At 46.6% G+C, this 13,039-nt stretch carries 6 protein-coding genes; all 6 read left to right on the top strand.

The window, feature by feature from the left end; all coding sequences use genetic code 11:
• The first annotated feature begins 1 nt into the window (after nt 1).
• A complete protein-coding gene (locus Q4G98_RS10650; protein WP_301961977.1) occupies nt 2-5,275 on the top strand; it encodes an autotransporter outer membrane beta-barrel domain-containing protein in 5,274 nt (1,757 codons plus the stop codon).
• Between the two features lie 429 nt (nt 5,276-5,704).
• The gene (locus Q4G98_RS10645) at nt 5,705-8,338 is read left to right on the top strand and encodes an autotransporter outer membrane beta-barrel domain-containing protein (RefSeq protein ID WP_298564291.1); all 2,634 of its coding nucleotides are present in this window, start codon (nt 5,705-5,707) and stop codon (nt 8,336-8,338) included.
• Nucleotides 8,339-8,788: 450 nt separating this feature from the next.
• Nucleotides 8,789-9,205 carry an Rrf2 family transcriptional regulator gene (locus tag Q4G98_RS10640; RefSeq protein ID WP_298564290.1) on the top strand — a complete coding sequence of 139 codons (417 nt, stop codon included), beginning with the start codon at nt 8,789-8,791 and terminating at the stop codon, nt 9,203-9,205.
• 32 nt (nt 9,206-9,237) lie between these two features.
• Nucleotides 9,238-9,519, top strand: coding sequence for a helix-turn-helix transcriptional regulator (locus Q4G98_RS10635; RefSeq protein ID WP_177559972.1), 282 nt, complete (start codon nt 9,238-9,240; stop codon nt 9,517-9,519).
• A 377-nt stretch (nt 9,520-9,896) separates the two neighbouring features.
• Entirely contained in the window at nt 9,897-10,154 is a 258-nt protein-coding gene (locus Q4G98_RS10630; protein WP_298564288.1) for a hypothetical protein, read from the top strand.
• Between the two features lie 20 nt (nt 10,155-10,174).
• Nucleotides 10,175-12,949, top strand: a complete 2,775-nt coding sequence (locus Q4G98_RS10625) for an autotransporter outer membrane beta-barrel domain-containing protein (protein ID WP_298564287.1) — start codon at nt 10,175-10,177, stop codon at nt 12,947-12,949.
• Nucleotides 12,950-13,039: the final 90 nt, after the last annotated feature.

Genomic DNA, 13,039 nt, shown 5'->3' with positions numbered 1-13,039 from the left:
AATGATGAGGAGAAGATATTTGGAAAAGGCAGTGATCTTGAGTTTACTGCTGGCGAATGTTTGTAGAGTAGGGGGGGCCACGGAGTATAATAAAACGATCACCGGGCAGGAAAGCGATTACGACAGTATCAAAGTCGTAGACCCGGTGAGCGGCGAGATAAGGTATACGTTTGCGGGTGAAAATACGATCAAAGATAGCAGTGCAGGTAATATCTTCCATCCGGTAAGTGTGGAGTATGAAAAGGTTGCGATCGACGTAGGCGATAAGCTGGATCTGATAGGTAAAGACAATCTTCAATCAACTATTCGGAGCGTTGATATTCTGGCCCGGTCGGAGGCTGCCAATTTAAAGTTTACCGGTGGCGAGCTTAATCTGACGGATGAGAGCAAGACTTTTGTTGTTGTGGCAAGGGCCAGTGAAGGCGGCAATATAGTTTTTGATAACAAGGTCACTAATATCGTCAATAATAACAATAATTGGGGCTGCTATGGGTTGGAGGTTGTCGGCACTGGCAGTAAGATCAGCTTTACCGATAAGGCCGAAACCCTTAATCTGAATATGGCGCGTGGCATCAGGCTTATTGATAACGGCAGTCTGGAATTTACTAATGCCAATGGCATCGTTAATATCGTGCGCTCTGCTGGTGATATTACTGACCATGTCGGTATATCCATAGGCGATAGTACTCAGGGTGGTGGCGGCAGCGTTACTTTTGCCGGCAAAGAAACCAATATCAAGCTGCTGTCTGAGGATGGTGAGTATGGCGGCAATGCTGTTTCTATTACGGCTTATGCTGATACTGATAATAACCTGCTTAATTTTAATGCCGATAAGACTACGCTGCAGGCCAGTGAGTTTGGTATTTTTATTGGTAAATATTCGGCTGTCAGTAATTACACTGGCGATACAACGCTCAATTTTGCCGGTGTGACCGATATTTCCGCTGTCAATAACTGTTCTGGCAGCAGCTTGGGTTCCAAAGCCATATTTTCAAATGCATTGAGTGCCAAGTTAAATTTTGATGAGCATGTAAGTTTAACAGCTGCTAATAATAAAACAGACGTGGACTGCACTGCCGTAGGTGCACAGATCGAAAGTGGTTCGGTGCTGACGGCATTGGAGGGTATGGATGTTTTGGCTAAAGCCGATGCTTCTAAAGCTTTTGGTTTGGGTACCTATGGCAATAATAGTTTGATTTCGGTAACAGGAGCTACAGTAATCAATGCTGAGAGTAAGAGCGGTCAGGGGATCGGTATCCAGGGCTGGGTTGGCAGTGATGTAGCTTTAGCAGGAACGCTGGAGGCTAATGCCAAAAGTGAAAGCGGCAAAGCAACAGGCTTGTGGAGCTGGGACAGCGGCAGTATCAATGTCAGCGGCGATGCGGTCATCAATGCTGTTTCTGTATCTGGTGAGGCTGTAGGTATCAACAGTAACGATTACAGCGGCACTATCGGTGGCGATGCTTCGCTGACACAAATCGGCGGCAGGGCTGAGATCAATGTGTCGGCAGGCGGGGATGCAACAGGGATTTATTCGGATACCGGAGGCCGGGTACAGGTAGATGGCGCGGCCACTATCAATATCGAAGGTGGAAAATGGAATGCCAAAGGCATGAATATTACTGCCGGTGGTACGGGTACTTTTGGCAGTGATGTGAATATCAATATGGGTGTGGCGGCAACCGATCCTAAGCTGGGTTTTTATACACGTGCTGTTACTGCAGATGGAGAAAACAGTAAGGTTGATATTGCCGGTAACGCGGTGTTCAATCTTGCTGGTGTAGATACGATGGGGTTGGATGCAGCTGCTAAAAGTGTAGTTACAATTGCTGGAAATTATACACTGAAGGCTAAGGGTGAGGTTGGAGCATATGGCAGTGGTTATGCTGGATATGTTGGTGTAAAAGGCATCGATGTTAAGTCTGGTGCTGCGGTTACAGTAGGTGGACTTGCTGCTATTGATATAAGCTGTACTGACGGCTACGGCAATGGTATCAATACTTCGCAGGCTACAGTCAAAATGGGTTCTGCTTATATCAAAGTCAACAGCGATTCGGCTGCTTCCAGTGCTAACAGTCTGGGTATTTACAGTTATTGGGCTACGAATGTTAAGGTTGACGGTGATACTGTTATTGACGTGACTGCTGATAAAAATAATGCACTGGGCTTGGCCGGAAACTGGTACAGCACTACTGATATCGGCAAATCAGCCCGGATCACTGTCAGCAGTAAACAAAGCACTGCGACAGGTATCAAGGGCGATTCTAATATGGCGACGACTATCGGCGGCGATGCTGTGATAACGGCGGCTGGTGCAGGTGATACCAGAGGCGTCGTTACTGACAAGACGAGTAATTTTACCGTTGAGGGCAATACGATAATCAAGGCGACCAGTATGGGTGGCGGCCAGGCCGATGGCATATCAGGCACTACTGACCTCAAAAAGTCTGTACAGGTTACGGTCAGCAGTACTGGCGGCACGATCAATAAAGAAACTTATTTTATCAACGGTGTCAAGAACTGGTCTGATTCAGTAACTAAGATCGCTGAAGATGCTTTTATTGATGTTACTGCTGATAACAGCAGTGCCAAGGGGATCTCTGCTTGGACAAATACTTCGGATACTACAACGAGTGCGGTAGAGATAGGCGGTAATGCCATAGTAACAGTAAAAAATGCTGAAGGCAGTTTTATAGCGCATGGGCTAAATGCTGATAAAGCTTGCAGTATCACTGTCGGCAAAGCGGCGCAGATCGAGGTTGCTGCTGCCAGCAATAATATCAAGGGTATTTACAGTCATGAAACAGCTGGAAATATCGCCATCAGCGGCGATGCGTTGATTACTATGACTGGTGTTAAGGATGCAGGCGGCAATGTGACGGCAGAAGCCAATTACGCCCGCGGCATCACCAGTGAAAGCGGCGCGAAGGTGACTATAGGCGGTAATGTAGTGACTAATGTCAGCGGCAAAAATGCGTATGGCATCGAAGCATTTAGAAATAAGATTCGTGATGACAGCGTGCCTGAGGCGGAGATAGAGATTGCCGGCAATTATGGTGCGACAGTAAATGCTTCTGAAGGTGAAGCCAACGGTATCGTGACTGATAATGGCGGTAAGGTGACTATTGGCGGCAGTGCCGTCATTGCAGTTGTAAGCAATAACGGTGATGCGACTGGTATGACCAATTACCATTTAGACACTACAGATGGTAAGAGTGCAGGCAAAACAGAGATCAAAGGTGCTGTCCATATCAACGTTACCAGTAATGGCGACGGCAAGGTTTGGGGCATTTATAACCACAACGGCGCTGCAACTGAGATCGGCAGTGAAGCGGCAGGTGCGCTTACTGCGGTCACTGTGCGCGGCAACGGCGGCAGCGAGATCAAAGGTATCCAAGCCATAAAAAACAGCAGTATCGATTTGCATGGCGCGGCTTTGGTAGATGTGCGGGGCGACAGCAGTACGGAAGTAGTCGGCGTTATTGCCGGTAATTCAGATGATACAGCGGTCAGCCACAGTACAATAAATTTTGACGCTACGGCTTATATCAAAGTCGGCAACAATACAGCCGGCAGCAAAGCACGCGCTGCCGGAGAAACCTTTGGCGTTGTGGCGCGTAATAACAGCGAGGTGAATTTTGCCGGTGATACGGTGATCGATACGTCAGGCACTGCTGCCGGCAACCGCACTATGGGCGCTTATGCCCATGCTGGCAGCAGTATCGAATTTGCCAAAGGTCTGGTTTTGGATAATAAGGGCCGCAGCCAAAGCTTATATGTTTCCGGAAATGGCAGCAGCCTGAAAGTCAACAGCAGCGGCAGCGGCGATGTTTACCTGACAGGCGATATTACCGCTATCAATGAAGGTATACTGGAGCTGGATCTGAGTACTGGCAAGTCATATTATGAAGGCGCTGCAACTACTGCTAACGATGGCAAGCTGCATATGAAACTGCGTCAGGGTTCGCTGTGGAATGTGACTGCTGACAGCGACCTGACCAGTCTGGAGTTTGGCGATGATGCCAGGATCGATATGGAGCAGCAGGCCGGCTATCAGAAGTTGAAGGTTGCCGAATTTACCGGCAGCGGCGGTACGTTTGTTTTGGGAACTGACATTGCCGAGGCTCAGAGTGATAAGGTATTTATTGCTGACGGTACGCCGTCAGGAACCGCGCATCATAATATTCAGGTCAGGGACGCCAGACATAACACTGGTGATAATCTGCATTTGCTATTAGTAGACGATGCCAGCGGCAATTATACATTTACCGCACAGGATGCTTACGGCGGCGGTATCTACAATTATAAGGCTGAGATTTCTAACGAAACTGACGGCGGCATTAAGTGGTATCTGGAAAGTCTTAAAACTGCCGGGGTGACGGAAGATGTTCGGGCGCTGTCGCGGGTCAGCGACGGTATTTATGCGCTGGCGGTAACAGGTAACGACAGTCTGCGCGGCCGCCTGGGCGAGCTGCGTGACGATAATGCCGAGCAGGGCGTTTGGACACGGGTGTATAGCGGACGGTTGAAGGGTGATGATTTCAGCGAAAATTATCAGACCTACCAGATCGGTTATGATCTGCCTTTTGCGGGCAGTCCTGACAGTGAAAATGCTCAAAACTGGCGCGGCGGCGCGGCTTTTGAATATACCAAGGGCAGTATCGGTTACGGTGTCGGCAGCGGCGAAAACAAAATGACGGCGCTGGCGCTGTATGGAACCAAACATACCAGGTCGGGCGATAATGTGGATATAATTTTGAAACACGGCCGGATCAAGGGCGATATCAAGACTTACGGTATTGGCGCTGACAGCGGTGATTATGATACCAATGCGACGGCGCTGAGTGTGGAATATAATAAACGGCTGGCACAGACAAAAAATATCTTTATTGAACCGCAGGTGCAGCTGACGCTGACTCATATCGCCGGCAGCGATTTTACGACCGACAGAGGTATTACGGTGCGCAGCGGCGGTATCAACAGCGCTGTTGGACGTTTGGGCATGGCGGTAGGCAAGCAATATAAGCAGGGCAATGTTTATTTTAAAACTTCGCTGCTGCATGAGTTTGGCGGCAGCAGTGATCTGCTGATGACTTCGGCTGGCGAAAGCTATGGCGAAAGTAAGCAGTATGGCGGCACGTGGTGCGAGCTGGCGCTGGGCGGTAATATGCAGCTGGGCAAGGCGAGCGACCTGTATTTTGATGTGGCGCGTTCTTTTGGCGGCGATTTCCAAAAACAATGGCAGCTTAATGCCGGCGTAAGGTGGAGCTTTTAAGTGGCGCCGTGGATTTCTTTTTAAGGGAAAATAAATAGAGTAAATTTAGAAAAAGCACAGACCTGATTTTCAGGTCTGTGCTTTTTTGTGTGTTCAGAGGCTTCGTAAATATTCCCGGTTGCAAGACTGTCAGACAAATATTTTTAAAAACAAAACAAAAATGTCTTGCGGGGGGGGACAAATGATGTATAATGACTAAAATTAAAGATAAAGCATAAAATTATCTATATAATTAAATTTAAAATATTGGGAATAATTATTATGGAAAGTAATAAGTTGTGCGCAGATATAACTGGTTGAAAGCGGTGGCTGCCGTTATCTGACTGGAAGTTGTGAGCTGAGCTGTGCAGGATTTTTTAGTTTTTAAAACTGGAAGAGTTTCTTTAATTCAGTTTTAAATAAAGCAATATAAATCGAAAAGGGGAAGTGATGAGAGTGGTTTTAAAAAAATTGGGTTTGGAAAAGGCCGTAGTATTAGGGTTGATACTGGCGTGTCCTTATGGCGTAGCTGCTGCGGCGGATTACGAAGTTGGGGTAAGCTGGAATGACAAAAGCCATCAGGTTATCAATGATGATTATGATATCACCCATACAAACTCGGCGACTGTGATCAGTCTTGGTAATTGCAGTGATATTACTATTAACAGCAAGGAGCTGAAGGCGACTGTTATCGGCGATAATGCCAATATCGTCGAGGGTTTGAGTGTTATTCGCGGCGAGGTTAAGGTGGCTGACGGGATCAGGATAACCACTTTTATTAAAAGCGAGAATGGAGCGAACCTGCGGGCTTTTGGCGTGGATCTGATTGGCAGTGATGCTTATCCGACTACGATCGTTTTGGGTAAAAATACTGTAATCAGTGCCGAGGCCCAGGGCGGTGTCAATAATTGGGTCTACGGAATTTATAACTATGAAAAAAACGATATTACCCTGGGTGATGGCTCGGTGGTAACAGTTAAAAATAACAGCGGCAGTGCTGACGCGATCATGCATGATGGCAGCGATGCTGTTAAGAGCAATGTCAAGATCGGTGATAATGTTGCCTTGCTGGCCGAGATAACTGATGGACAGCTGGGCGTCAGGAACCATGTTTCGGGTTTGAATAACCAGACGGGTGATGTGGTGACAGCTGGCAACAAGCTGCACATCGAGGCTTCTTCGACGACGCAGACTGACGGTGCCAGGGCACGGGTCGATGCGATCAATAATCTGTACGGAGCAAATACAACGATCGGTGATGATTTGGCAGTAGCGGCGAAGGCTGAAGGTACTACGGGAGAGATCAAAAGTTTTGCTGTATATAATTATCAAAGTCAGTTCAAGGCAGGCGCTAATACTGTGATCTTAACATCTGCCGCCGGTAATGCCGCTAACAGCGACGTTAATGCCTGGGCCGTTATCAATCAGGATAATTCACAGATGACTTTTGGCGATAATGTAAAAATCCAGGCCCGTACTTCTGAAAGCGGCTTAGCCGTAGCGGTTTTGAATCAGAGTGATTCAGTAGTTGATTTTGAGGGCAGTTTATACGTGGATGGAACAGATTTTTCGCTGTACAGCACGGATGGAGCTACTGTTAATGCAGTGGCTGCCGGCAAGGATAAGGTGATCATCGGCGATATGTACAGCAATAGCGGCGCCAAGATCAATGCTGTGCTGGATACTGCCGGTTCACTGTTTGAGGGCGCAGCGTTGATCGGCGCGGCTGGCGGCGACATCAATTTTACTATGTCTAATGACGCCCTATGGAAGATGACTGACGACAGCAGTGTGACTAAACTGGGTTTGAGCGGCGGGGCAGTAGTCGATATGTCGCAGCATGACACGTATCAGCAGCTTGATGTAGCTGAGCTGAGCGGCAGCGGCGGCGAGTTTATTATGAAAACTGACCTGGCCAGCGAAACAGACGGCGATAAATTGTATATTACAGATGCGGCGGCAGGGACGAGCCAGCTGGTGCAGGTTGCCGATGTGAGCCTTAGCAGCGGCATGGTTGTGACCGGTGAGAAAAAGCTGCTGCTGATAACTGATGCCAGTAAAAATGCGACTTTTGTTGGTAAAAAGCTGAATGAAGGCGGTTTGTGGGACGTGATGCCGACGATCGAAAACGGTCTGGCCGTAGGGGGCAGCGAGGAAGAGTGGTATTTGACGAAGCTGGCGAAAAATGTCAATAACGATACCGAAGTCTTGCTGAACGCGTCTGATAACAGTTATGCCCTGTGGCGTAACAGCAATGATACTCTGCGTAAGCGGTTGGGCGACTTGCGTTACCGCAGCAATCAGACTGACGGCGACGGTATCTGGGCCCGTTATATCGGGGGCAAGTTTGGCAGCGGTAATTTTGATGGCCGTTATAATATGTACCAGTTGGGTTATGATAAGGCAGTCGATGCCAGAAGCACTTATGGCATTGCTGTGGAAAGCGGCACCGGCCGGGGCGATTATGCAGCCGGAAGCAGCAAGGATAAGCTGTGGACAGGCAGCCTGTACGGTACCTGGTATGGCAGTAACGGGACTTATACTGACGTGGTGGCACGTTATGGTCATTTTGATACCGATATCAATTCTTATGGGGATTACCCGGATAAAGCTAATAATAAAAACCACGCTTACAGTTTGAGTATAGAATATGGTAAAACTATAGAATTGAGTGAAAAGCGCGGCACTTTTATCGAGCCGCAGGCCCAGTTTATTATGGGCCGGCTGAGCAGCAGCAGTTATACCACGGATCGGGGCAATAATGTTTATCTGGGCGGAGTCAACAGCTATATTGGCCGTCTGGGCATAGTTGCAGGACAGAAAATCTCTGTCGGTAACGATGTGTATTTCAAAGCCAATCTGCTGCACGAGTTTGGCGGTGACCGTGATATCTATATGCGGGCCGCTAACGGCGAGACCTTGAGCGACAGCCGCGATTATGGCGATACCTGGTTTGAGCTGGGGCTGGGCGGTAATATTCGAATGGGTAAAAACAGCAGTTTCTACGGCGATATTGAACGCAGCTTTGGCGCTGACATCCAAAAGAAATGGCAGATCAATGCCGGCGTACGTTTTGAATTTTAAGTGAGCGCCGTTTAGTCACGAACATAGTGCGCCGTGGATTTCCTTTTACATGAAGATATAGTTTATTTTTCTTTCGTTTTTCAACAGGGATCAGAAACCCTCTACCCTGTTTGAAAATATTCCCCACAAAAGCCTGGCTGGTTACAGCCAGGCTTTTATTTTTGCAGAGAAAGCTTTTAAGCCCAGAACTGATTTTCAGATCTATGCTTTTTTGTGTCCTCAGAGGGTTTATAAAAGGTTCCCGGTTGCAAGACCTGCGAACAAATATTTTTTAAAAACAGAACAAAATGTCTTGCGGGGGGGACAAATGTGATAATATAAAGAAAAAGATTAATTAAAAGCTATAAAAGATGCGCTGGGGATCAAAATACTTTAGTTTTGGCTATAAACAGGCAATATTTTTTTACAGCAAAAGAAACCTTACCAGGTAAGGTTTCGAAAAAGGGGGACATGATGCAGCTTAATATTACGACGGATTATGCAATAAGGGCCGTGCTATATCTGGCATTGCGGCAAGAGCTTGTGACAGCCGGTGAGATATCTGCGGCGATGGGGATACCCAAAAGTTATATTTTGAAAATAACGCAGAAGCTGGTTCAGGCAGGGATCTTTACAAGAACTGTGGGGAAATTGGGCGGTTTTATGCTGGCGAAAAAAGCTGAGGACGTTAACTTGTATGAAATTATAAGTTTAATGGAGCCTACGACAAAAATCAATCGCTGTTTGGAAGCGGATAAGTATTGCAATCGTTTTGCAGCTGATAATTGCCCGGTCAGAAATTTTTATTGTTTATTGCAAGACGAGCTGGAGACTAAATTGAAGGCGATAACTATCGCAGCGTTACTGAAAAATCAGAGCGGAAAATAAAAGGCAGAGTACTGCAGAAGGGGGTGGTAAAGATGGAGGGACTGGATATTTTACGAATCGGCGAGACGATCAAAATCAAGAGAATCCAGAAAAGGATATCTCAATCGGAGCTGGCGCGGCAGATCGGTGTATCGCAAACTCATTTGAGCAATGCTGAGAATGGGCGTGTGATGCTGAGTTTGAAGGGGTTTTTGAGATTGAAGGCTATTTTTGAATGTACCTTAGATGAATTGGTAGAGCCTGATGGCGGCAGCAAGAGGGCTGAGGCGAAAGTGCAGGATAAAAAGTACAGAATCGTACTTTGTGACGATTAGTTTTAACGATGGATGTTTTAATAAATAGCGTTTTACATTTAAATCCTGGCTGGTTTCAGCCAGGATTTATTGCGGGGGAACTAATAAAAACAGACTTATACGTTGTATAGAGTAGTTTTAAGGGAGATGTTTGGCTTGCAAAGTTGGGCTGGGGAGGAAATGCTGAGTATTGAAAGCAAAAGAGGGCTGAGCGGATTGACAGTGACCTGTCCGATTTGCGGCCGTGAATTTGGCTGCAACAAGGCATATCACGTTTATACGGCTCTGATAGGCAGAAAGCGGCAATATTATTGCAGCTATTCTTGTTATAAGCAAAGACCTAATCCAAGAGAGAAAAGATAGGCTTACAAACGGTTTAGTCAGGGGATGATCTGTAAGTGAAAGTTATATCGTGTTATGCGCTGAAAATTGTTTTTTATCTGCTGATCAAAAAGAAGTACGTTACCTATCGGGAGCTGAATGCGGTATTGAGAGTTCCTATGCTGTATACAGTTATGATAATCAATAAGCTGGCAGGTTTAGGAATAGTCAAGAAGGCGGACTTTGTTTCGGGTGGAGTGCGTTGGAACGTTTTGGAAGAAATGCCGACGCTGCAAGAATTACAGTCAATTATTATGATCTTTGAAGATGAATAAAAGGGATGCGAGGTGACTTAATGCAAAATAAAAGTTTGAATAATAAAGTATTAGTGTCGCTGCTGGCAATGTCATGTGTATATATGGGGGGGACTTGTGTTTGTCCTGTGGCTGAGGCCAAAGTTGTCTTAAACGGGCAGAACCATGCTTCCGGGACAACCATAAAATATGACGCTGATGAAAAACTGGATGCCAATGGAGGCGTCAGCAATTATCTGGTTCAGATTGCTGAGGGCGGCATATTAAATATTGAAGCAGCAGGAAATTTGGAACTTATTGGCACAGGAGCGGGCTTCAATGCGATAATAGATATTGATGGAACTGGTTCTGCGCTGAATATAACCGGCAGTAAAGGCAAAGAAATATTTGCTTATCATGCCGGAGGAACCTATTTTTCACAGGGTCTCTTTGTGCGAAACGGCGCTTTGCTGAATATTACAGATTCTGTATTGCATCTAGGTGTTCAGAATTTAAATACTAATGAAAAAAATGTGGAAGCTACTTACGGAATGTCTGTTGATAAGGCCACAGCTAATATTGAGGGTATCGTAATCGATCTGAGCGGCGATAAATATAAAGCATATGGAATATATGTCTCAGGGAGTGACGATAAGGATAGCGGAAAATTGCTGGTAAACAATGATGTAACAGTAAATATTGAAGGCGGGACTGAACTTGTATATGGGATGTCTTTAAACGGTGTTGCTAATGCCGATATCAAAGGGAATTTAAATCTTAATGTTGTTAATGACGGCAGTTTTGTAAGCGGCAGTTCCCTTGCCGGTCTGGCGCTGACTAGCAGGGGTTCTTTAAATGCCGCTGAGGATGTCAATATTAGAGTAGCTGCTGAGAATATTGTTGATACAGCCAAAGTATATGGAGTGCAGAGCAGTTCATCAGAGACTATTCATGTTGGCGGCGCGCTTAACGTTACTGTCAGCAGTAATGCAGTTAACACTGGGATACAAGTTATGAACGGCGATTTGAAAGTTGAAGGCAGTACGAATATTAATGTCAGCCATACAGGAAATAGTGCCGGCATAAAGGATGCAGGCTTGTTGGTAGCAAATAGTTCGCGAGAAAATAATGCTGTTTTTAATGGCAGCAGCCGGATAATTGTCAATGCGGATGGTGGCAGCGCATTGAAAGTATTAGGCTCTACAGTCAAATTTAATGGCGATACTTTACTGGCCTCTGGTGTGGACAGTGGTTCTGGTCTTGTATATAAAAAGGATAATTATGCGATTTTATTAGGTTCAAATGCTGGAGGTAATGTCCACAGTACGGTGGTGATCAATGAAAATGCTGTCAATAAGGTGCAGATTATGGGTGATATTGCTAATGATAAAAGCAGTTTGGATATCAACTTCAGCACTAATGACTCATTTTTGGAGGGTGCAGTAAAAGAAGGGCTTACCGGTAAGACTACGCTGAACTTCACTAATGCAGCTCAATGGAAGGTTGCCGGGGACAGTAATGTGAGAAATTTGATTTTAAATAATAATGCGGTTATCGATATGCGGTCGGATAATAACACTTACAGTACTTTGGTGACCAATAAACTTAGCGGTACCGGCGGCGTGATCAAGCTGGACATCGATGTGCGCAGCGATGATAGCGACAAGATAGAGGTCAAAGATAATTTCAGCGGCAGCCAGATAATCGATATTTATCAGAAGGATAATTATATTCCTGCCGGCAGCAGCACAGAGGGGCATGGTCTTGTTCTGGCCAGTGTGAATGGTGCCGGTGAGTTTACGGCTAAAGACCGAGAAGGGAATTTGTTCTACACTCATTACGATCTGGCGAAGAAAGCCAGTGAAACAAACGGTTATGATTTTGACTGGTATCTGGACAAAATTATCAAGCTTGATCCGGATGACCGGCCGACGACCAGCGTAGAAACGATTTTGTCGGCAAACGCGCTCAATTATCATACCTGGCGGACGGAAAACGACAAGCTGCTGCAGCGTATGGGTGAGCTGAGAAATAACGGCGAGAATGCCCAAGGAGCCTGGTTCAGGGTCAGCGGCAGTAAGATCGGCCGCAGCGGCAGGTTTGATTTTGCCAATAAGTATACTGGCTACGAGCTGGGTTATGACGAGGTTACAAAACGGACAGAGGCTGTGACCCGTTATCAGGGCGTTGCATTAAGCTATACAGACGGCAGCAGCGGCTACAGCCGGGGCAGCGGCGATAACAGCGGTAAGGGGATCAGCTTCTATAATACAGAGCTTGGCAGTAAAGGCCATTATCTGGACGTCGTATTAAAAATCAGCAATATGGATAGTGATTTTGCTGTGTATGATACTGACAGCAAGAAGATCACCGGCGATTTTAATAATACAGGCGTGGCGTTAAGTGCTGAATATGGACGGAAAAACGCGCTGCACAACGGCTGGTATATCGAGCCGCAGGCACAGTTCACTTTGGGCTATCTGGGCGGCGACAGCTATACAGCCAGCAATGGTATCGAAGTAAGCCAGAGCGGAATCAAGAGCGCTGTAGGGCGCATCGGCTTCAATATTGGCAGGGAAGTAGGCAGCAAGGGCGTTGTCTACGCTAAAGCAAACCTGCTGCACGAGTTCGGCGGCGGTTATGAAGTGGCGATGCACGACGGCAGCGGCGCTGTGACTGTAAGCGAAAGCTTCCGTGATACCTGGTTTGAGTATGGTATCGGCGCGGCGCTGCAGACCGGCAAAAACAATCAGATCTATTTTGATGTGGAACGCAGCGGCGGCAGCGAGTTTAAGAAAGACTGGCAATGGAATATCGGCGCCAGGTGGATGTTTTAATATATAGAGGTGTACTTTCAAAGCCTGGCTGCTTTTGAACTGCCCCAGAAAAAACGGACAATAGACAAAAAGCCCCCTTGTGTAGGAAAA

This window comes from uncultured Phascolarctobacterium sp., from assembly GCF_958349595.1.
GTDB lineage: Bacteria > Bacillota > Negativicutes > Acidaminococcales > Acidaminococcaceae > Phascolarctobacterium.
Note: the sequence above shows the minus strand (reverse complement) of the source record. Positions and strands in the feature narration are given on the sequence as shown.

What these genes read in the sequence shown, in the direction of transcription:
- Q4G98_RS10635 (WP_177559972.1), top strand. Translation starts at nt 9,238, where the DNA reads ATGGAGGGACTGGATATTTTACGAATCGGCGAGACGATCAAAATCAAG.
- Q4G98_RS10625 (WP_298564287.1), top strand. Translation starts at nt 10,175, where the DNA reads ATGCAAAATAAAAGTTTGAATAATAAAGTATTAGTGTCGCTGCTGGCA.
- Q4G98_RS10650 (WP_301961977.1), top strand. Translation starts at nt 2, where the DNA reads ATGATGAGGAGAAGATATTTGGAAAAGGCAGTGATCTTGAGTTTACTG.
- Q4G98_RS10645 (WP_298564291.1), top strand. Translation starts at nt 5,705, where the DNA reads ATGAGAGTGGTTTTAAAAAAATTGGGTTTGGAAAAGGCCGTAGTATTA.
- Q4G98_RS10640 (WP_298564290.1), top strand. Translation starts at nt 8,789, where the DNA reads ATGATGCAGCTTAATATTACGACGGATTATGCAATAAGGGCCGTGCTA.